This window comes from Galbibacter sp., from assembly GCF_048266365.1.
Taxonomy (GTDB): Bacteria; Bacteroidota; Bacteroidia; order Flavobacteriales; family Flavobacteriaceae; genus Galbibacter.
Map to the genome: position 1 here is coordinate 220,241 of NZ_JBLWZP010000005.1, position 21,958 is coordinate 242,198.

At 38.4% G+C, this 21,958-nt stretch carries 23 protein-coding genes; 1 reads left to right on the forward strand and 22 read right to left on the reverse strand.

Annotated elements, in window-relative coordinates; genetic code table 11:
• Positions 1-7 precede the first annotated feature (7 nt).
• The 19 genes from ACN0TV_RS10015 to ACN0TV_RS10105 all read right to left on the reverse strand — a co-directional run bounded on the left by ACN0TV_RS10015 (position 8) and on the right by ACN0TV_RS10105 (position 17,870).
• On the reverse strand, positions 8-1,258 hold the full coding sequence (locus ACN0TV_RS10015; RefSeq protein ID WP_417362618.1) for a murein hydrolase activator EnvC family protein: 1,251 nt from the start codon (positions 1,256-1,258) through the stop codon (positions 8-10).
• Positions 1,255-2,043 (reverse strand): DUF4292 domain-containing protein, encoded by a 789-nt coding sequence (locus ACN0TV_RS10020; protein WP_417362619.1) that lies wholly within the window; start codon positions 2,041-2,043, stop codon positions 1,255-1,257. Before ACN0TV_RS10020 ends, ACN0TV_RS10015 begins: the two co-directional genes overlap by 4 nt.
• Positions 2,044-2,053: 10 nt before the next feature.
• The gene (locus tag ACN0TV_RS10025; RefSeq protein ID WP_417362621.1) at positions 2,054-3,022 is read right to left on the reverse strand and encodes a tetratricopeptide repeat protein; all 969 of its coding nucleotides are present in this window, start codon (positions 3,020-3,022) and stop codon (positions 2,054-2,056) included.
• A 21-nt stretch (positions 3,023-3,043) separates the two neighbouring features.
• Positions 3,044-4,054: a sugar phosphate nucleotidyltransferase gene (locus ACN0TV_RS10030; RefSeq protein ID WP_417362623.1), complete on the reverse strand. Its 1,011-nt coding sequence runs from the start codon at positions 4,052-4,054 to the stop codon at positions 3,044-3,046.
• A gap of 57 nt (positions 4,055-4,111) precedes the next feature.
• Positions 4,112-4,546, reverse strand: coding sequence for a dUTP diphosphatase (dut, locus tag ACN0TV_RS10035; protein WP_417362625.1), 435 nt, complete (start codon positions 4,544-4,546; stop codon positions 4,112-4,114).
• 5 nt (positions 4,547-4,551) lie between these two features.
• A complete protein-coding gene (locus tag ACN0TV_RS10040; RefSeq protein ID WP_417362627.1) occupies positions 4,552-6,030 on the reverse strand; it encodes an oligosaccharide flippase family protein in 1,479 nt (492 codons plus the stop codon).
• A gap of 62 nt (positions 6,031-6,092) precedes the next feature.
• Positions 6,093-6,599 (reverse strand): hypothetical protein, encoded by a 507-nt coding sequence (locus tag ACN0TV_RS10045; protein WP_417362629.1) that lies wholly within the window; start codon positions 6,597-6,599, stop codon positions 6,093-6,095.
• Positions 6,600-6,769: 170 nt separating this feature from the next.
• Positions 6,770-7,636 (reverse strand): ATP synthase F1 subunit gamma, encoded by an 867-nt coding sequence (atpG, locus tag ACN0TV_RS10050; RefSeq protein WP_417362631.1) that lies wholly within the window; start codon positions 7,634-7,636, stop codon positions 6,770-6,772.
• A 77-nt stretch (positions 7,637-7,713) separates the two neighbouring features.
• Positions 7,714-9,294, reverse strand: a complete 1,581-nt coding sequence (atpA, locus tag ACN0TV_RS10055; RefSeq protein ID WP_417362633.1) for a F0F1 ATP synthase subunit alpha — start codon at positions 9,292-9,294, stop codon at positions 7,714-7,716.
• 64 nt (positions 9,295-9,358) lie between these two features.
• A complete protein-coding gene (gene atpH, locus ACN0TV_RS10060) occupies positions 9,359-9,907 on the reverse strand; it encodes an ATP synthase F1 subunit delta (RefSeq protein ID WP_417362635.1) in 549 nt (182 codons plus the stop codon).
• A gap of 4 nt (positions 9,908-9,911) precedes the next feature.
• A complete protein-coding gene (locus tag ACN0TV_RS10065; protein ID WP_417362637.1) occupies positions 9,912-10,403 on the reverse strand; it encodes a F0F1 ATP synthase subunit B in 492 nt (163 codons plus the stop codon).
• 85 nt (positions 10,404-10,488) lie between these two features.
• Positions 10,489-10,689 (reverse strand): ATP synthase F0 subunit C, encoded by a 201-nt coding sequence (gene atpE, locus ACN0TV_RS10070; protein ID WP_417362638.1) that lies wholly within the window; start codon positions 10,687-10,689, stop codon positions 10,489-10,491.
• Positions 10,690-10,732: 43 nt separating this feature from the next.
• Positions 10,733-11,824, reverse strand: a complete 1,092-nt coding sequence (gene atpB, locus ACN0TV_RS10075) for a F0F1 ATP synthase subunit A (RefSeq protein WP_417362639.1) — start codon at positions 11,822-11,824, stop codon at positions 10,733-10,735.
• Positions 11,825-11,954: 130 nt separating this feature from the next.
• The gene (locus tag ACN0TV_RS10080) at positions 11,955-12,335 is read right to left on the reverse strand and encodes a hypothetical protein (RefSeq protein WP_417362641.1); all 381 of its coding nucleotides are present in this window, start codon (positions 12,333-12,335) and stop codon (positions 11,955-11,957) included.
• A 24-nt stretch (positions 12,336-12,359) separates the two neighbouring features.
• The gene (locus ACN0TV_RS10085; protein ID WP_417362643.1) at positions 12,360-12,605 is read right to left on the reverse strand and encodes an AtpZ/AtpI family protein; all 246 of its coding nucleotides are present in this window, start codon (positions 12,603-12,605) and stop codon (positions 12,360-12,362) included.
• Positions 12,562-12,984, reverse strand: coding sequence for a bactofilin family protein (locus ACN0TV_RS10090; RefSeq protein ID WP_417362645.1), 423 nt, complete (start codon positions 12,982-12,984; stop codon positions 12,562-12,564). The genes ACN0TV_RS10085 and ACN0TV_RS10090 overlap by 44 nt, the downstream gene beginning before the upstream one ends.
• Before the next feature lie 4 nt (positions 12,985-12,988).
• Positions 12,989-15,532: a tetratricopeptide repeat protein gene (locus ACN0TV_RS10095; RefSeq protein WP_417362647.1), complete on the reverse strand. Its 2,544-nt coding sequence runs from the start codon at positions 15,530-15,532 to the stop codon at positions 12,989-12,991.
• Positions 15,533-15,650: 118 nt separating this feature from the next.
• Complete coding sequence (locus tag ACN0TV_RS10100; protein ID WP_417362649.1) at positions 15,651-16,373, reverse strand: ABC transporter ATP-binding protein; 723 nt, start codon at positions 16,371-16,373, stop codon at positions 15,651-15,653.
• A 24-nt stretch (positions 16,374-16,397) separates the two neighbouring features.
• Positions 16,398-17,870 (reverse strand): DUF5687 family protein, encoded by a 1,473-nt coding sequence (locus tag ACN0TV_RS10105; protein ID WP_417362651.1) that lies wholly within the window; start codon positions 17,868-17,870, stop codon positions 16,398-16,400.
• Positions 17,871-18,041: 171 nt separating this feature from the next.
• Between ACN0TV_RS10105 and ACN0TV_RS10110 the strand changes: the two genes are divergently transcribed.
• Positions 18,042-19,088, forward strand: a complete 1,047-nt coding sequence (locus ACN0TV_RS10110) for a 2Fe-2S iron-sulfur cluster-binding protein (RefSeq protein WP_417362653.1) — start codon at positions 18,042-18,044, stop codon at positions 19,086-19,088.
• Between the two features lie 122 nt (positions 19,089-19,210).
• On the opposite strand, the gene ACN0TV_RS10115 is transcribed toward ACN0TV_RS10110, so the two are convergent.
• From ACN0TV_RS10115 to ACN0TV_RS10125, 3 genes are all read right to left on the reverse strand, one after another.
• On the reverse strand, positions 19,211-19,990 hold the full coding sequence (locus ACN0TV_RS10115; RefSeq protein ID WP_417362655.1) for a copper resistance protein NlpE N-terminal domain-containing protein: 780 nt from the start codon (positions 19,988-19,990) through the stop codon (positions 19,211-19,213).
• 95 nt (positions 19,991-20,085) lie between these two features.
• On the reverse strand, positions 20,086-20,916 hold the full coding sequence (locus tag ACN0TV_RS10120) for an alpha/beta hydrolase (RefSeq protein ID WP_417362702.1): 831 nt from the start codon (positions 20,914-20,916) through the stop codon (positions 20,086-20,088).
• Positions 20,910-21,947 (reverse strand): glycosyltransferase family 9 protein, encoded by a 1,038-nt coding sequence (locus ACN0TV_RS10125; protein ID WP_417362657.1) that lies wholly within the window; start codon positions 21,945-21,947, stop codon positions 20,910-20,912. The genes ACN0TV_RS10120 and ACN0TV_RS10125 overlap by 7 nt, the downstream gene beginning before the upstream one ends.
• Positions 21,948-21,958 lie beyond the last annotated feature (11 nt).

Below are 21,958 nucleotides of genomic sequence, written 5' to 3' on the forward strand. Positions count from 1 at the left end.
CGCTTGATTACATTCTGTAGATCCAATTGGCAGGATTGTCTGTTTTGGTGTTGTTGTATATCATGAACTTCAATACAGTCTCATTGGAACTAGGGCTGGTAAATACCTCTCCTAGTTCTTGTTTCGTGGTGACATTATCTCCTTCACTCACATAAACTTTACTAAGATTATTATACACCGAAATGTAGTTACCATGCTGAACAAGCACGGCTTTATTTCCTCCTTTAATGGCTTGTACAGCGATAACTTTCCCCTTGTAAATCGCACGCGCCTTAGAACCGGACTCAGTTGCAATACGCACACCGTTACTTTGAATGGTCACTGACCTCACAATAGGGTGTGGTTGTTTCCCATACCGCATCTTAATGATCCCTTTTTCTACCGGCCAGGGTAGTTTCCCTTTATTAGATTTAAAGTCTGCATCTATTAATTTGGCTTCAGCAGTTAAGGCAAAATTTGAAGACTTAGAAGCTGCTTCTCTCTTTTCAACGGTAGTTTCTTTATTACTAGCATTGGCCTTTGCAATAGCCTCACGAATCAATTTATCGATCTGTCGATCAATGGCGTCAGATTCTCTTTGACGATCTCTAATCTGAGTAGCATATTCACTTTCCTTGGCCTTGATACTAGAGATCAATCCTTTCTGGGTGTTCAATTCACGTTGCAGCGATTCTTGCTCTTTTCTGTTTTCTACAATTAGGGACTCTTTCTCTTCTCTTTGTACCACCAAACCTTGATTGAGCTCCTGCAACTCTGTCGTCTTACTCTGAATTTGGCTAGCCTGATCCTTTCTGAATTTGGTATATTGCTTCATGTATTGAATCCGTTTATAGGCCTGCAAGAAGTCCTCAGAAGATAGTAGAAACATAATACGGCTTTGTTGGGATTTGCTTCGGTAGGATTTTTTGATCATTTCCGCATAATCTGCCTTGAGTTCCTTTAAGTCATCTCTAAGTTTAGAGATCTTATTGATATTATTGTTTATTTGACGGCTCAACAGATTGGTTTGGTCGTTGGTAACTTTAATCAGTTCTTTACGCATACGTATTTTGCGATCCAAGTCCTCCACATCTTCCAATACGGTGGTTTTTTCTTTCTTCTTCTGGGAAAGCAATCTGTTAAATCTGGAAATCTCGTCTTGTAGTCGTTCTTTTCGAGCTTCTAATTCTAATTGTTCCTCAGATTGACCAAATGTACATGGAGCACTAAATAAGCTCAGTAAAACGACTCCTATGATTAAATAAACCTGTTTACTCATATGGCTTCAAGTTCAACGGGTTTAAATCCGCTTGGAATACTGAATGGAAAATTGAGCGCTTTGTCAAAGACCACATTATTGTATTCAATGTCGATTTGATTCATATGTTTCTTATCCGTGGTCTTAATCTCAATCTGATTCGGCAATATCTTTCCAGATACCTTTTGATAATTTTTATACATAATACTCAACATCCTCAGTGCCGAAGGCTGAGAAATTTGTTGAAGTGTCATTTTAAAATTAGAAGGCTCTAATAAAAACAATGTCTTATAAATATCCGATTGTCTGATAGGCTTAAGCTGATATTGATCACTTACAGTGGCAGCGTAGTACTTCTGATCTCTAAGGTCTATGATAGCCTGGCCTAGCAGTAAATTTTGAACCATCTGAAAATTGAGTTTTGTTCCAAGTAATTCTTCAAGGTAAGAATAATCACCATCAAAATAAGTGTTGTCCAATTTATTATAAAATTGAACCCGGTCAGGTGTGATCATAATTTTAATCACGGAAAGCGGTGCACTCAACCAAATGACTTCATCCTTTTTCATTCGCAAGCTAACAGTTACACCCTGGGAGCTTTCGCCATCTGAATAATTAATCTTTACTCTTCCGGACATGGTTTTAAATTCCAAATCGTTATCGTAGTGATTATCGATAATGCGCTGAGATCGTAAATCACTTTTAACTTCGCCACCTACCAGTACATTTTTAGATTTACAAGCTGAATTTACCAGAATGAGCACCACGACTCCAGTGTAACCTAATACTTTCAAAAATTTCTTCATGTTCGCGCTGTTAATTTTTTATCATTCCTTGATAGTGATCTACTTTCTGTTGATCCCCCAAAGCCATATATGCAACGACAAATTCCTTATAAAAATTGTTTAGCATTTCGTCTTCCTCCAGAATGTAGGATAGTCCATCCTCTAAAATCTGAATTGCCATCTTATGGTTCTGCAATTTATTCAAAGACCGTGCCTTATACAAATAGAATAATGGTTGGGTTGGAAAATTATCAATTGCCTCGCTGCTAAAACGTAAAGCTTCAGCGTAATCAGTTTTTATAAATTGCTTTTCAATTTGTTCCCTATACTGATCTATAGGAGAAGCCATTGCTTCTGCATGTGTACTATTTTCGGTTGGTGTTGTCTCTAACATAGCCTCCGTATGCTCGTGTATGCGCAACCTGTTTTCGAGTTGAGCGGCAGCGTCCATATCAATTCCTTCCGACCGCATCTTATCAATTATTTTTTTTGCCTGAGCGCCTTCACCTAATTCGATATAAATATCTGCGAGTGTTTTGTAATAGTCCGTATCCATGGTGAGTAGGACCTCGGCTACCGGTACGGCCGCGTAATAATTGTGTTGCGTTAGCAAACAGATTAACAGCGCATCTTGATACCATTTATTCTCAGGGTCTACCGTGACAGCTCTTTCAAAATGTTGCTGAGCTTGAAGATAATTGGTTTGCTGCATATAATTCAAGCCCAACTCATAATCCACTACTTCGTTGTCTGCTCGCAGTTTTTTGCATTCAAGCAATTCCTGTATCGCCCTGTCGTAATTTTCAATGCCCTTTTGCTTAAGGGCTTCAAAAAAATGCTCCTGAAATGCGTCGGAATTCTGTTCTTCAGATACTTCAGCGCTCTGTCCATCTTCCTGTGAAAACCCTATAGAAACGGCCGAAAACAAACACAATATTAGTATTTTATACCGATTTGGTGCCATATTAATTTTTAGGGTTAGGATAGGTAACTGCGCCATGGGTATGGGTTCGACACCCCTTTAATTCAAAACGCTGTAGTCTCCTATACTGATCTTTGTAAAATTACCATCAAAAATCGCAAAATTCCCAATCATTGCGTTAGAAAGTTTGGCATTTTTAATTTTTGCATTGGTCTGTATTAAACTATGGGTTATGGTAGAGTCTTCAATTACCGTATTATCACCTATAGAAACATTAGGCCCAATGGTAGCGTTCTTGAGCACTACTCCTTCTCCAATATAACAAGGTGGAATTATAGTGGCATTGTTAAACTCAACGCTATCTGAAATTAACTTTTCGTCTTCTTGTTGCAATAACTCTAAGATCCTTCCGTTGGTCTCTACAGTCACTGCTTTATTTCCACAATCCATCCACTGATCAACCTTACCGGGAACAAATTTCTTTCCTTTGGCCATTAACGCTTTTATACCATCATTGATTTGATACTCCCCTCCATTTTGGATATTGGCATCAAGCACATTTTGAAGTTCGGCTCTAAGGTCTTCGCCTTTTTTGAAATAATAAATTCCAATAACAGCAAGATCAGAAACAAAGCTTTCCGGTTTTTCAACCAATCCGGAGATATTTCCGGTATCATCAAGTCCTACCACCCCAAAAGCTTCCGGGTTGTCCACCTGTTTCACCCATATCACACTATCGGCACTTTGGTCAAGATTGAAGTCCGCTTTAAACAAGGTATCTGCATAAGCAATAACACAAGGTCCGGAAAGCGCATCTTTGGCACACATAATGGCGTGTCCTGTCCCAAGAGGCTTATCCTGATAATAGATACTACCTTTGGCGTCAAGACGCTTAGCAATAGCCAATAGATTAGTTTCAACTTCTTGGCCAAAATCTTCATTTATAATAAAAGCTACTTCATCAATATGTTGATCCAATACTTTAGCAATATCCTCTACCAATCGTTGTACGATTGGTTTCCCCGCAATGGGTATTAAAGGTTTAGGCACAGTTAAGGTATGGGGGCGAAGTCGTGAACCACGACCCGCCATAGGAACTATTATTTTCATTATAATGTTGTATTTTACTTAAAGTTAAAACTTTTTCTTTCGTGCATTATTATGCGGCTACTTGGTTCCGGTGCTTCCAAAACCTCCAGTTCCCCTATCGCTATCTGAGAGTTCAGACACCTGTTTCCATGAAATGTGCTCATGTGCAGCAATAACTAGTTGAGCTATTCTCATTCCGTTTTCAATTGTAAAGCGATCATTGGAAAGATTCACTAAAATCACTCCGATTTCTCCTCGATAATCGGCATCAATAGTTCCTGGTGCATTTAATACAGTAACGCCATTTTTAGCAGCGAGCCCACTACGAGGGCGAACTTGAGCCTCATATCCGACAGGAAGTTCTATGAACAGACCAGTTTTTACAACAGCTCTCTCCAATGGTTCTAAAGTAATGGGCTGTTGAATTTCAGCTCTCAAATCCATACCAGCTGATGAAGGCGTGGCATAACTCGGTAATTCGTGCTGAGTTTTATTGACAATTTTTATTTCCATAAAGACTAGGATTGTTTACCGGAACGCAGCGATCGAAAGATGCGCTTGAGTTCTCGATTTTCCAATTTATATATCAAAATCAAAAATACTAAAACAAATAGGGTTCCCACAATTAAGTTCCGATCAAATACATAAAAAGACAGTGTAGAGAAGACGATGGATACACCTAAGTAACTTCCGATTTTTTTTAGGTTATAAGGAATGGGGTGATTTTTCTGTCCGTAATAATACGAAATGAACATCATTGAGGCATATGCAACAAGAGTAGCGATAGCAGAACCCTTAAAACTTATAATTGGGATTAGTATAAAGTTTAACCCCAAGGTCAACACCGCTCCAAAGATGGAGATATAAGCACCATAACTGGTTCTATCCGTAATTTTATACCATACTGACAAATTGTGATAAATACCCAGGCATAAATTAGCCAATAAAATAAAAGGCACTATCCATAGGGCTTCCCAATATGCCGGGTTTGCGATTAATAGTAATTTAAACACCTCCGAATAGGCTACCACAAATAAAAATATAAAGGTGCCGAAGATGGTAAAGTACAAGGTGGTATCAGCATAGATTGCCTTTGAATTTTTGTTATTCGCATGGCTGAAAAAGAAGGGTTCCACACCCAGTTTAAAAGCCGTGACAAACAAGGTCATAAATGCTCCCAACCTATAACAAGCCGCATATATCCCAACGGTTTGTTCCGCTATATCCTCAGGCAAAAGGTACTTAAGCAATATCTTATCAAAACCTTCATTAACCGTATAGGCTACCCCGGCAAGAAGCACAGGGAAGGCGTAGCGCAGCATTTTCTTCCATATCCCCAAATCGAAACCAATTCCGATTTTAAAATATAGGGGCACAACGGTGAGAAAGGTGACCAAACTCGCCACCATATTTGCAATAAAAATATAGTGTACTTTGTTGTCAAAGACGATCCATTCCCAGCTATCAAAGAATGTAGAAGATGATAGAAGCTGAGTGAGTCCTAGGAAGAAGAAAAGATTTAGTCCCAGGTTAACCACCACATTAAAAATCTTTATATAAGAATACTTCAGTGGCATCTCTTTATTTCGCATCCAGGCAAAAGGAATGATACAAAGGGCATCTAAGAACAAGATCCAAATACCATAAACGATATATTGAACGTCGAATTCTAAGAGGTCCGCAAGAAAATCTTTAATAAAATAGGCCACCACTAAGAAGCCAACAGCGGTCATTAGAATAGAACTAAGAGCTGTAGACTGTACTTTTTCTTGGGATTGATCCTTATTCATAAAGCGGAAAAACGCAGTTTCCATCCCATAAGACAGCACCACATTTCCGATCATTAAATACACAAATAAGGCGGCGTAAATCCCGTAGTCTTCTGTAGGCAATTTATCGGTATACAATCGGGTTAACACAAAACTTAACAGTCTTGGTAGTACCGTTGCTAATCCATAAATAAACGTGTGTTTGAACAGTTTTTGTAACGCCCCCAAAGCCGCGATTGTGTTAGTGAATTAAAAGTATCGAATCATGCAAAGTTACCAAATTTAGCTTCCTATTTCCTTAAAGAAGGCGGTAATTCATTATAGTGAATTGCAGTAGCGGGCACCAGGTTGGATAACTTATAATAGCGGACTTTTCCATCCATTGTATATTTAAGTAACGCCTCATTGTCGTCGATCGCATAAGGTGGAGTCACCCTGCCTTGTGGTGGCTTATTCCCAAATTCCTTTTTTGGATCTGCATGCAAAATGAGGTTTGAATGATTACTGTCCATAAAACGGCCAATATACACCTTATAAGAATCCCTTTTAACAGACTCCAATTGAACAACCTTTCCTTGATAATAGAGGCTGTCTAATACCACGGAAGAAGAATCCTCCTGTAACGGGATATATATATTCACGCCCTTTAGCGTATTGGTTTCACCTACGGTCCATGGCTCCAAGCGTAGTTCTCCATGGGTAAAAGGAAGTTGGTCAACCAACTTTTGTGAGCTGCCACAGGCGGTATAACCAAAAACCAATAGCCCTAAAGCCAGTATTTTTACAAAATATCTCATTTGATAATAGAATTTGTATTTAAAGATACAATTTCAAAATTGATGCCAGGGTACTTACACCCTAAATTTAAAAAAGCTAAGGGGTTATAAAAATACTAAATCCGACTCTGAAGCAGAATCGGATTTAGTATTGTAATCGATATATAGTATCCAATAATGGACCGCTACGATTAATTATTTAGTGCTTCTGCCCCACCAACGATCTCTAATATTTCATTAGTAATAGCTGCCTGACGTGCTTTGTTGTATGTTAGTTTGAGTTCAGATCTCAATTCCCCTGCGTTATCTGTTGCCTTGTGCATGGCAGTCATTCGCGCACCGTGTTCTGAAGCGAAGGAATCACGAATAGACTTGTACAATTGTGTCTTTAAGGACTTCGGAATTAGTGTTTCTACGATCTCAACTTTGTTTGGTTCGAAAATATAGTCAGCTGAACTGCTAACTGAATCCTCTAGTGCTACAGGTTGAATTGGAAGGAAATTTTCAGTTTTAACGACTTGAGTTGCTGCGTTTCTAAAATGGTTGTACACCAAAACGATCTTATCGTATGTTCCTTCGGAGTATATGTCCATTAAACGTCTGGTAATTTCAGAAACGTTCTCATATGTCAAATCATCAAAAACACTATTGTTATTGTGAATTACATAGAACTTTTTACCTAAGATATCGTGCCCCTTTTTCCCAATAGTCATAAAGCTCACGTTCTTATCAGCATAAGTTTCATTGGCCAATCTAGAACTTTCCTTAATCACGTTAGTATTAAATGCACCACACAATCCTCTATTGGAAGTTATGGAAACGACCAACACATTTTTCACTTCTCTTTGTTCTGCAAATACACTACCAGACTCCCCTTCCAAACTAGCACTTACACTCTGTAAAAGTTCTGTAAGCTTATCTGCATAAGGTCTCATCGCAGTAATAGCATCCTGGGCTTTTTTCAACTTAGCAGCCGAAACCATTTTCATGGCACTGGTAATCTGCATGGTTGAACCCACTGATGTAATTCTGTTCCGTATTTCTTTTAAATTTGCCATCTTATAAATTAAGAAATGAGTATTATCTTAGATCCGTTTATTCCAGGCTTTTGCCCGGAATAACTGAACCTTTTGGTTTACCCTTTATATTTTTGAGAAAGTTCCTTCGCCACTTGAGTTAGTGTGTCCGTTACTTCGTCAGTAAGTTTTCCTGCTTTTAAGGTATCCAATACCACTCTATGCTTAGCATTTAGGAATGATATATAGTCCTTTTCAAATTCCTTAACTTTCTCTACAGGAACATCTCTAAGAAGGTTTTTAGAACCTGCGTAGATAATTGCTACCTGATCTTCTACAGTGTAAGGATCATTTTGAGCTTGTTTAAGGATTTCAACGTTACGTTTACCTTTTTCAATAACATTCATTGTTGCAGCGTCAAGGTCAGAACCGAATTTTGCGAAAGCTTCCAGTTCACGGAACTGAGCTTGATCAAGTTTCAATGTACCTGCTACTTTTTTCATGGATTTAATCTGAGCAGATCCACCAACACGAGATACAGAAATACCCACGTTAATTGCCGGACGAACCCCAGAGTTGAACAAATCTGATTCCAAGAAAATCTGACCATCAGTAATCGAAATTACGTTGGTAGGAATATAGGCAGAAACGTCTCCTGCTTGGGTCTCAATAATTGGAAGTGCTGTAAGTGAACCTCCTCCTTTAACGATCGGTCTTAAGGATTCAGGAAGGTCGTTCATCTCTTTAGCGATATCATCATCAGCGATTACCTTAGCCGCACGCTCTAACAATCTAGAGTGAAGGAAGAAAACGTCTCCAGGGTAAGCTTCACGTCCCGGTGGTCTACGAAGCAACAAAGAAACCTCTCTATAGGCAACTGCTTGTTTTGAAAGATCATCATATATGATAAGTGCTGGACGACCAGTATCTCTGAAATACTCTCCGATTGCAGCTCCAGCGAACGGAGCATATACCTGCATTGTAGCAGGATCAGAAGCATTAGCAGCAACGATTACAGTATAAGCAAGAGCACCTTTATCTTCCAGTGTCTTTGCAATAGCAGCAACAGTAGATGCCTTTTGTCCTATGGCAACATAGATACAATATACAGGCTCTCCAGCGTCATAAAATTCTTTTTGATTGATAATGGTGTCAATACAAACCGTAGTTTTACCAGTTTGACGGTCGCCAATAACCAACTCACGTTGTCCTCTACCTACAGGAATCATGGCGTCTACTGACTTAATTCCAGTTTGTAAAGGTTCTGTCACAGGTTGACGGAAAATTACACCAGGTGCTTTACGCTCTAAAGGCATTTCGTAAAGTTCACCTCCGATCGGACCTTTACCATCAATAGGCTGTCCAAGAGTGTTTACTACACGTCCCACCATTTTTTCACCCACCTGAATGGATGCGATTCGTTGGGTACGCTTAACGGTATCACCTTCTCTAATATCTTTGGAAGGCCCTAATATTACAATCCCAACATTATCTTCTTCTAGGTTAAGTACCATTCCTTCTAAACCTGTTTCAAATTCAACAAGTTCTCCGTACTGTGCGTTAGACAATCCGTACACACGTGCGATACCATCCCCTATCTGGAGTACAGTTCCTACTTCGTCCAATGAAGCTTTTGCTTCAAATCCTGATAGTTGCTTTTTTAATATTGCTGATACCTCAGCAGCTTTAACTTCAGCCATCTTTTATAGTATTTAAATTGTGGGCGTTTGTTTTAGAAATACACCCTGCCTTTATTTTAAATTATTATGCTACGAAAGAGTTATTTAATAAATCTCTTTTCAAATTATTCAATTGGTTCGCTACGCTTGCGTTGTATTGTAAATCTCCAACACGCAATACGAATCCACCAATGATAGTTGGGTCGATTTTATTTTCTAAGACTGCTTTTTTACCAGTTAATTCCTGAACTTTAAGCAATACCTTTTTTTCCAATTCTCCAGTTAAAGGCACCGCGGTAGTAACAATAGCAGCCTGCTCGCCTCTTAAGGCATCATATAGTTCACTGTATTTTTCAGCGATGGCGCCCAGAAGATTTATACGGTTATTTTCAACTAAAATACCTATTAGGCCTTCAGTGGTGACATTCATGCCAGAAAAAATCTCAGTAAGTGCTGCTTTTTTATCTGCAAGTTTAATCACCGGACTTTGAAGCATATATTGCAATTCACTACTTCCCTGAATCGTCTTAAAGATAGACTCCATGTCCTGATTGACCTCTTCTAAAGTATGCTGCTCCTTAGCGTGTGCCAGTACAGCTTTTGCATATCTAAGTCCCGCTCTTGTACCTTTCATAATACTAGTTTAAAGTAACTTGATCCAACATCGTATCTACCAATTTCAATTGCTTGTCGTGGTCAGACAATTGTCCTTGTACGATTTTCTCTGCAATATCAACTGATAGTGTAGCTACTTGCTGTTTCAATTCAGCAACAGCAGCCTGTTTCTCTCCCTCTATTACTACTTGAGCGTGTGTGATAATTTTATCCGCTTGTTCCTTTGCTATTTCTTTAGCTTCAGCAATCATTTTATCCTTGATCTCACGGGCATCTTTAAGCATTGCGTCTCTTTCAATACGCGCTTCTTGAAGAAGTTTTTCGTTATCCGCTTTAAGGTTTTGTACTTCTTTACGAGCATCTTCAGCAGCATCCAAAGCCTTGTTTATGGATTCTTCTCTACCTTTAACAGCTCCTAATATAGGAGTCCAGGCAAACTTTTTAAGAAGAATAAAAAGAATGACAAATACGATTACTGACCAAAATATTAAACTCTCAGGATGTGTAGGATTCATTATATAAAATATTAAATAACGTTTCTAATGTTAAAAGAAAATCATGCTGTAACCAACCGTTACAGCACGACTTCATTTTCAAAAATTATTTTGCGATAAGCGCAACAACTACTGCGAAAAGCGCAACACCTTCAATAAGTGCCGCAGCAATAATCATAGCAGTTTGAATTTTTGAAGCTGCTTCAGGTTGACGAGCAATAGCATCCATTGCAGATCCACCAATTTTACCGATACCAATTCCTGCACCGATGGCAGCTAATCCAGCTCCTATTCCAGCTAAAATCATAGTTAAAAATTTATATAGTTACTAATTAAAACTCACAATTAAATTAATGATGCTCTTCCACGGCCTGCCCGATGAACAGTGCAGAAAGGAGCGTAAACACATACGCCTGTAAGGCCGCTACCAACAACTCCAATGCGTACATAAACAACGAAAAAGCGATAGATACCGGTGAAATCCAAGCGGTTTGGAAAATAAAAATAAGCGCCATCAAACTCAATATGATGATGTGCCCTGCAGTAATGTTAGCAAACAAACGAATCATTAATGCGAAAGGTTTGGTAAACATCCCTAAAACCTCAACAGGAATCATAATTGGCAATAACCACTTTGGAACACCAGGTGTTGCAAAGATATGACCCCAGTAGCTTTTATTTCCACTAAATATGGTGATCAGGAAAGTCATGGTTGCCATAACTCCTGTAAATAGAATATCATTTGTAAGTGTTCCTTGGAATGGGAAGAACGGAATCAATCCAAACATATTTCCAAACCAAATCAAAAAGAACACCGTCAATAAATAAGGCATGTATTTTTGGTATTTCTTCTCTCCTATATTAGGAACAGCAATATCATCACGAACAAAAACAACTAGAGGCTCGAAAAAGGCAGCAATTCCTTTTGGCGCTCTTTGGTTCTTTTTATACGAATTTCCAATGGGTATAAAAATCAACAACATAAATGCTGCTGATACAAATAAAGTAAAGACGTTTTTAGTAATAGAGAAGTTAAGCGGTCTATCGTTGGTTACATTCTGATCAGCGTCAAAAGCAACAGTACCATTTGCGTCAGCATAGTAGATCTCGTCTTGGTAACGAACGAATTGTTGTTCACCTCGCTCTACGACTACGCTGCCTTCTTCATCATGATGAAAGGCCGAAGACATGAATGTCACCAAGCCGTTTTCTGTCCACAAAATCACAGGAAGCGGAAGCGAAATTGCCTTTCCATTCCAGTCCGCAATATGAAATTCGTGAGAATCATAAATGTGACTATTTATTAATTCTGTTGCGTCGAACTCAAGTTCCTCGGAGGTTTCCGAAGATTGATTTTCGTGTTCCTGAGCCAAGGCTCCTAAGGAACAAAACAACACTACTACAAGAAAGAATCTTCTGATCGAATTTCCTACTATGATCATACCTCTAATTGATAAAATATATGGTCCTCAAAAATTTGCTGCAAAGGTACATCTTTTCTTCATACTAGGAAGCTCTCCACTATTTTTTTTTATATTATATCAGAAAACTCAATTTTTTATCAAAACTCGTTTATTTCAAGAGTTTTATAACAAGTATGACTTCGATTAGAAGGTAAAGGAAATAGGGTACAAAAAAGCTAAATACTGCCGGGATTGGATCAGCTAGCTCACTTTGTATTAAGGGAACTAAAAAAAGGATTGCCCCAAGCATCTTAAAACCACTTAAAGCTAAGAACGCTAAGCCTGCCTTATCGGGAAGAATTCCATGCACCGCTTTAACTGTAAAATAAATCACGGCAGCAAAACAAGAATGAAATAAATAGATTCCCCAAAGCGGGTAATAAAAATCAATTTCGCTAAAAAGTTCACTTTGAACTACCCATTGCGATGTAAACAACAACAAGGTGATTCCAATATAAATAAGTACAGAAGTAAATAGCTTAGATTTCATATAAAAAAGGCCGTTATCAACGGCTTAGGAATTATTTTTCTTATTGATGTTCTTGAGCTGTCTAAAGACATTGTATAGCGAAGCAAAAACCGCAAATAGAGAACACACCACAGTATAGGCAGAATATTGATTTGGATATTTTTCATCCAACCATACGCCTAAATAGGTGCCGGCGGCAATTACAATGGCCATTTGCAAGCCTATGTTACTAAATCGAACCCAGGTTTTAAGCTGATTTCTCCGCGGACTTTGATTCTTTTTGTCCTTCATTCTCACGAACAGATTTTAAGGATGCCCCTTTCATAGAACATGCTGCATTAAATGTAGCTCCCGGTTCAACAGCAAGTTTACCAACCACTACATCACCATCGATCTGCGCAGTACCCTTAAGACTCAATACATTTTCGACCTTCAGCTCACCTTCGAATTTACCTTCGATATCCGCATTCATACATTGGATTTTTCCACTGACCTTCCCAGCTCTTCCAATGACAACCTTTCCCTTTGCGGAAATACTACCTTCGAGTTCACCATCAATTCGGATATCTGCTTCTGATATAAGGTCTCCTTTGATTTTGGTGTTTTCAACGATTCTGTTGGTCTGTCCAACTACGGGCTCTACGCGATTTCTCTTTGATTCTGCAAACATGATATTAATTATTAAGATTTGGGTTAATTTTAGTAATTTGACTTAAATAACCTTCGAGGTTTTTATAGATTTGGATTTTCTTATAATCGGATGACGAAATTACAAAATTCTCATTGTCAACCAAATAATCTTTGTTAATGTTTAACAATTCGGCATAGCCCTGTGCGCGCAACTTGGAGGTAAATCCATGGATGCTTACAAAAACGGTATCGAGGTTATACTGATCCTGTGAATAGGTAATTTGATTGTATTCCAGATCTTCTAAAGACTGTTTTATGGTCGTCTGTAACTTATTCAGCCCTATGGTGTCATTGCTATGAAATGGATATATCAATTTCCAATTTGTCGAGCCTGACGTACCGAGTTCAAAACTTTCATCCTCAAATTGTGCCAAGGTTCCGGCAAGAAGTTCTCCTGCCCGCTCTGCTTCTTCAGAATTCGGATAATTCAATACAATTTCATTTAAGCCGCTCCTATACGCCTTGATTCCGTACAACCGTGCAGTAGCAGATGCCTTTAACATTTCAAACTTAACAACAATATCCTCAGCGTTGAATCTAGAGATATTAATATCACACTGTTCTACCACTGATTGGTATTTTTGGTTTTCAAAATCCTTGTACAATTGTCCATAAATAGCCTCTGGACTTGTCTGGTCCCCGCTAAGTATCATCGATGGATTCTTTAACAACATGGCATATCGCGATTCTGGATAGTTTTGAATAATAGCCGTTTTAAACTGCTGCGCTTTTGCAGGATCCAATTGCTGATACAGCTTGTATAAGTTGTAATTTGAAGGTAGTATTAAACGTTCCTCAGGATTGTTGTCCAATACAGCCTCCAATTTATTTGCCGACAATTGGTATTCCTGAAATTTCTCTTTATAAAGAAGTCCGAGTTGATAATTTGCAAAATTAGTCTGTGTGTCTAAACTATCGACAGCTGCAACCCCCACCGGAAGTCGATCTAGGTAATAAGATAGCTGATGTAAAGGATTTGTAGTACTGGTGTTCACTTCGGCCGCTACCGCATTATCTCCCTGCATAGATAGCCCATTGAATCGCCAGTTATCTCCTAAAACCTTATCACCCCAGATGGCTTTAAATTGTTGTTTCCCATAACTTACGTTAGTGCTGTTATAGAAGTAAAATTCAACAGCTTTATTGTCTTTAGAAAAGCCGTTAAGGAAGCCTCTTTGATTGGCTCGATGGGAAGCCGCGATTTCTTGCTTTTCCTTTAATTCCTGCTCATAAGCAACAAGAGAATCGATATGCTTTTGATAATACGCCTTCCTTTGCTCATCGCTAAGTTGCAGCACCGTTAGAATACTATCGTTTCGAGACACCACCTCTTCATACATGATCACATCATCCAAATTGTCTCTTTTTCTACTCAGTACTCTAAAGTCTTTGGTGTTAGAATTTAGATAGGTTAGTGTACTATCATAATAGGCACCTGCTAGTTTATACTTTGAATTGTCAAAGGACATGGTTCCAAGAGCCTGGTAATTTCTGTAGAGTAACCCCTGGTCATCATGAGCGTTTCTCAATGACTTATTAAAATACACAGTGGCTTGCTCCAGAGAATCGTACTGCATATAATAGAGTGCATGCAAACGGTATAACGGCCCTAAGAAAGCTCGATTTTCCCGATTGCGCTCCATTTTTTCTAATTCTTCTCTCAAGACATAATCCTGTTGCTGCTCTTTAAATTTATTTTTTATTTTGGCTACATAGGCATTGATCAAATACACCCTCGGGGTTCTACGGTTGTACTCTATAACCCTGTCAAAAGCAATATTAGCACTATCCGGCATCCCCTTTTCATTGTACAATTGTCCAATGATAAAATCATAACGCCCTTTCTTCTCATAATCCCTGCTCATATTGCTTGCAATTTTAAGCGGGATAATAGCGCTATCCTTTTGTTCAAGATTTATATAAGCTTGAGCCATCATGGCATAGGCATCAGTCATTACTTCCTTATCGAGATCACGGCGCACAATTCTTTTCAAATTCGTGATTGCGACCTCTTCATTTTCCATTCGAATGTTGGTCTTTTCTCGCCAAACTCCAGCTTGGTGGATAAGATCGCTATTGGTGTACTTTCTTAAAATGTAATTAAAGGCCTCTAGAGCAGGAACAAACCTTTGGTCATAATACCTAGCCTTTCCCAAAAGCAAATAAGCCTCATCTATTTGGGGATTGCGCTCCTTGCCCCCAATATCCATCCCGTATTTCTGAATGGCTTTAGTAGCTTTGAGCTCGGCACGTCTAAAATTAGGATTGAGCTGAGCCGTGTCAATAACGATATCCTCCCGAATTTCCAAACGTTCTACAGGAAGAAGCTCCCAATAATTATCTACATAGGACTCCACCAGACTATGTTGTCCTTCTTCAAGAGCTAGGTGACCATTGTAAAGTGTATTAAACTTTGCATTCATGGCATTCCAGTTCCTGTTGACTACGGAGTCTTTCCTAGTAGAACAGGCCACCACAGCCAACAGCACAAGCAACACACAAATTAGTATTTTAGGGTTTCTAGTCAATTGAAATACAATTTATTAAACGTGCATTCCCGATTAAGTATTCATAAGGGACAAGGTAAAAATACATTATCTTTTTGTTTTCCTTACCATCTTGGATAAATTATCCTAATTTAAATGCTTAATCTACAACACTTGTCGTCAAAATTTCTTCCGAAAAGAAACCTTCCAATTCTTTAAGAGTTCGCTCAGAGGTTTGTATGTCTTTTACGATTTGCCCCTTGTTTAAAACCACTATACGCTGACACACCTCAGTTACGTGGGCTAAATCGTGGCTTGATATCAGCAAGGTAACATCCGGATTTTCCTTATAATCTGCAATGATTTTTTTAAGTCGAATTTGAGTTGAAGGATCCAGGTTTGCAAAAGGCTCATCTAGAATAATTACTTTAGGCTGCCCAATAAAAGAAGCGACTATACCTACTTTTTTCTGATTTCCTTTTGAAAGATCCCGAAGGTACTTCTTACTCTGCAGGATTTCTCCATGAAAGAAATCTTCAAAAGGCTTTAAAAATTGATCTACATCTGCCTGATTCATCCCTCTTAACTCTCCGATAAAATAAAAGTATTCTTCTGGTGTCAAATACCCGATTAAGAAGCTCTCGTCAATAAAAGCAGCGGTAAAAGGCTTCCAATCTTCACTTTTATCGATCTGAATCTGATTGTTTAAAATATGACCACTACTGCCCTTAATAAGGTCTAACAAAAGACTAAAAAATGTCGTTTTTCCTGCTCCGTTATTACCGACAAGTCCAAAAATTTGCCCGCTAGGGATTTCTAGGGATTCTATATCCAGAACCGTTACGTTCTTATATTTTTTACTTAAAGAGTTTACTTGTATCATGGTATTTAAAGTATGATTGATGTATTAATTTTTTTGTTTGTAAGCGGCCAAGGTTTTATACTTTTCAGCCTTATAGACCTTTTCAATAATGTTGAATGCCTTTTCTTTAAAGGCAAAACCTAAAATTGCTACTAGAAGCACCAATCCATAACCATAGATAGGCCCTAGAGTATAATATCCCAAGCCATATAGCAGCATTGGTATGACTAATTTTGGTATGGTCAAGAGCAAGGTTTTGGCATTAAATGCCTGAGAATCTCCAAAGGCCTTTTTATTACTCGTCAGATCGATGGGCGTTTTAACATAAGCACCACCCCATAAAACCATATATGAGTTCACCCCAATATTATAACAGGCACCAACAACAACTGCCATGTATACATCCCATCCAAAATAAAGATAAAAAGTAGCCAAAACTGTAGCAACCATTGTCGCCACAACCATAAGCCACCACTTTGAATTCAAATAGTCCCTGTATCGGATGTTTTGACTCATCATAAGGGGATAATACGCACTGTCCCAACTAGGGACAAACTGCCCGAAGCTAAATAAAAACCCTCCAGATACAAATAACGCAGCAAACATCCTCCAAAATGGCCCATCGTACATTTCTATGGCGCCAGAGAAGAACAACAGTCCGTAAAAAATAAACAGAAAACTCATAATAACCGTTGTCCTAGAGCGCTTGTTTCTTTTGATTAGTTTAATGTCATTTTTAAGAAATACCGCCACGCTTCCGAATCGGTTAACCCAGTCAAGCTGTTCCGTATTTGCTGCTTTTTGTTTCACCGCCAGACCAGAATCCAAATAGAGTCTGGCCTTAAAATAACGAAAGGCTATTTGATAAAATACTATTACCAACAACACAGGGATAAGAGCTATAATAGGCAAGTCATAAAAGCCTTGAAATATTGACCCCGTCCATAGTGTAAGATCAAATACGTCATAGTACTGTAGGGTCCCCATTATGATCAGTATCCCTAAGACTACATAGAAAATACGGTTTATAGCATTGACGAATACGTTGATGAAATTGTTGCAAAAAATCAAGGCAGTATTCGCAACAAACCACGCGATAACCTGCAATGCATCAAAGCCTTCTATAAGCAGTACTACCGCAAAAGGAATAAAGAAAAACGCATGAACTATATTAAAAAACGAGAGAATGGTTTTCCATAAACTAAAATGGACAATTTTAGATTTATTAAAGGGAAGGTATAACAAAGGCTTGATATTGACGACCGGCATTTTTTGCAGCAAATACCTGGCAAGTAAATCCATTGCAAGGTAATACACCATAAATTTGTTTACGGTTTCAAAGGGCTTTAGACCTAACTCCTCTTCAAGAAGAAAATAAATAATGCCTCCCAATACCGCAAAGCTGATCGCGAAATAAAGGGCAAAAAAAACCATCAATATTTTCATGAACAAATTTGAGGAAAAGGATGCGGATCTAAAAAAGGACTTCCACTGAAGACGTATAAAATGTGTAAGCATTTGGTTGATGGTTATTGAATATTAAAACTGTGTTTAGTCTATTGGTATGCAACTAGCGATTTTAGTTACAATAAAAACATACAAATTTAAAACTTTAGCAATTAACACAAATTTTATTAAATCGGGTTTTTAATCGAGTGTATATTCCGTATTTTTGCAAAAAATATTTGAATGATTCACTTTCATACACTTAAGGTTAAATCAGTAGAAAAAAGTACACCTACCTCAGTGGTTGTCACTTTCGACATCCCGGCAGATTTAAAGGATACTTTCAAATTTACACCTGGTCAACATATCACCATAAAAAAAGAATTGAACTCAGTAGAACTCAGACGTTCATATTCCATATGTTCCTCTACAGACAAGGAATCTATTTCCATCGGAATCAAGGCCATTGAGGATGGTACTTTTTCCAAGTACGCACAATCGATCCAAGTTGGAGACAGTTTTGAGGTCTACCCTCCTGAGGGTCATTTCACCTACCAACCCGAGAAATTAAAAGATCAAAATATTGCAGCCTTTGCAGCAGGTAGTGGGATTACTCCAATTATGAGCATTATGAAGGAGGTCCTCCAAAATACCAATTCAAAATTTTTATTGGTATTTGGCAATAAAACCATGACAGAGACCATGTTTCACAAGCAAATAAGTGGTTTATTGGAACAATATCCAGGCAGGCTTATCGTACAATTTATCTATAGCCAAAAGGAGGAGGACAACGCTCTCTTTGGTAGAATAGAAAAGTCTTCGATCAACTTTATGCTTAGAAACAAATGTCAGGATATTCCATTTGGCGCATTCTATCTCTGTGGCCCTGAAGAAATGACAGAAAATGTAACCAAGGTTTTATTGGAAAATGAAATTCCTAAGGAGCTTATAAAAACAGAGTTGTTTACCACATCAGACGATGAAGATCACATAGCAGAATCTATTGAAGGCCAAACTAAGGTAACGGTTATGGTGGACGAGGAAGAAAGCAGCTTTGTAATGGATAGAAAAAAACGTGTACTTGACGCGGTATTAGAGGAAGATATTGATGCTCCATATTCATGTCAAGGCGGTATATGTAGTAGCTGTGTCGCTAGACTTAAAGAAGGTAAGGTAGAAATGGTTAAAAATCAAATCCTAACGGATAGCGAAATACAAGAAGGATTAATTCTAACCTGTCAAGCACATCCGACAACACCTACTATTTCTATAGATTACGACGATGTTTAAAAAAAATAAAGACTAAAGAATACCAAAAAAATTTAATGTGATTACCATAAAAGAAAACACCTATTAGAGCGTACTCCAATAGGTGTTTTCTTTTAATTAAGTATAGTCTAGTTACATTGTTTTTAATGAAACCAAACGGCCTCAAAAGTAGCTAGTGTTTTATCAGCAGCTTTTAAAGTTAAGGTATCACCCATCAAACTGTAGTGATCTGCTTTTTCCAGCACTTTCAAATACTCTCCTTCGTAAGGAACATCCATACAGGCCATTCTGGTCGAGAGCATTTGAGAAAAGTGAATCTTATCTCCTTCTTCCAAGGTATAGGTCCCCCGAATCCCATTACAACCAGTGCTTCCATTAACAGCATTTTCATTCTCTTTGAGAATAAAATGAGCCTCTTTAGACTGGGTATCCTTTACAGCGATTGGCTTGTCGTTTAAAGTGATGAGTTTCCAGTACTTTTCAGTGATTTTATTATCGTAGTTGTTTTTTTTGAGTATATACATCTCTGCTAACTCCCCGGTAATTCTATTACCATCGCCATCAAGACTAAAGAGTTGATTCTCCCCAACCTGAAACCTTCTGTGATTCGATTGATCATCCTCTATTAGGGTGATCTTACTACCAGAGTCATTCCATTCAAAAACACCCTTTTCTGTAAACACCTCAGGGGTAGCTTCCTGATATTGATACGATAGTTTGTATGTCAGATCCGTATTGAGTTCCAGTTCCATTAGAATTCCAGGACAGTCGGCGCAGGGTAACAACCCACGATATACACCGTTCCAGTCTAATGAATTTTGGCTGTTGTCCCCAATTGGAAGGTTTTGGCTAGCCTGCTGTTTTGATTTACAAGAACTCATTATAAAAACAAGTACTGCTACTATACGAAATACTTTGATCATGGTATTGATTTTTATAAAATTAATTGCAGGTATAACTAAGCAGGGAAACCATTACACTCATGTTAAATAACATAAAATATCTAAATAATAAATATTTAATTTTCCCTTTTGTCAGCGATCTCCTTTACCATTTTTACGAGTAACGGAAAGGCTGGCTCAGTCATTCCATGACCGTAACCATCCATTTCATAAAGCCTGGTATTTTGATGCCCAACGACTTTCATCATACGCATCATATAGGCGTTTTCCTCGTATCGCCCTAACATCTCCATTTCACGATCACCAGTAATCAACAACAGTGGAGGTGCCTCTTTCCTTACGTGATACAGAGGTGCTAACGAATCAATAATAGGACGTGTACCAGGGATTCCTCGTTCTTGTCTTACTGTAAAATGCGTAATGGTATGTCCACTAAAGGGTATCAGTCCGGCAATGGAATCAGCATCAATACCAAAGGCATTGAGGTAAGATTTATCCAAACCTACCATACTGGTTAAATATCCTCCAGCAGAATGTCCAGATACAAATATTAGGCCATTATTGCCTCCGTAGTCTTGAATGTTTTTAAAAGCCCATGCAACTGCAGCCGCAGCATCTTTAATATACGCTGGTGCTTCAACCTTGGGACTCAACCGATAATTTACACCAATTACCGCCATTCCTTTATTTTTTAAAGCTTCAGGAATTTCCTTTGAGCCGCCAGTTATACCCCCTCCGTGAAACCAAACCACGGTCGGAAAGTCTAATGCCTTTTCTGGATAATAGAGATCCAATACGCAACGTTCATTGATATAGGAGTCAGAGGCGTTAGTCGCCTGGTCGTAGTACGGTATATTTGATATGGTTTTATAGTTGTAAGTCGTCTCTTGAGCCCATATCGGCTGCACAAAGATAAACAATAGTATTAGTCCTGTAAGTTTCACAATTCTTGGCTTTTGGTTAAGTTTATTATTTTTTCAACAACAGCTTCCACTGGAATGGTCCGCATGACATCCTTATAGGAATCAGGTGCTTTATTTCCATAAACTGAAGTTGGGATTAAAGGATATTGCTTGCGATCGGCGAGTAATGAATTTGATTCCGGCTGTTTATAAGGATAAAAGCCGGCATAAGGGTGGGTTACTCCCCAAAGGCTAAGTACTTTTACGCCTTGCATTGCTGCCAGATGCGCATTACCGCTATCCATGGAAACCATTAAATCCAAATTGGAAATCAATTTTATTTCTTGTTCGAAACTAATCTTCCCAAAAGTATAGGCTGTATTTGGATAACTTTCCGAAAGGAGCTTCAACTCTGGCAGTTCCTTTTTACCACCGAATAAGATAAGTTGATAGTTTCCTGTTTTTGAAATGGAATCAATTACTTTTTCCATTAAGTCCAACGGATACATTTTTGTGTCATAGAATGCAAATGGCGCAATACCAACCCATGGTTTTGTACCGGTTCCAATTAAATTGTGAACATCGGTTGACAAGGGCTGTTTAGCCGGGAAAACATCTTTACTGAGATCTACTTTAAATCCTAAAGATCGAAAGACATCTGCATAGCGCTCTGTACTCGACTTTAGGGGTTTAAATATGTTGCCCTTTACCAAGGCTCTTTTTTCACTTCTTCCCTTGTTTATGGTTTTTGACCCCACAGCTGAAAAGAAAAAAAACAGCTTAATTACCCGACTTCTCAATGAGCCGTGTAAATCCGCAACAGCTTCAAAATTTTGATTCTTGATCTCGGAATAAAATTTATATAATCCTTTTATCCCTTTGTGCTTCCCTCGGATATCGGCAGGTAAAACACTCACACCTTCTACCGTTTCAAACACAGGCTTTAAGAAGGACTGTGTTGCTACACTCACCTTTAATCCTGGGTTTTGTTGGAGCAATGCTCTAAGTACGGGAACCGCAATAGCCGCATCCCCTACCGCTGAAAATCGAATTGCTAAAATGTGTTTTTTATCCATATATTGGATTC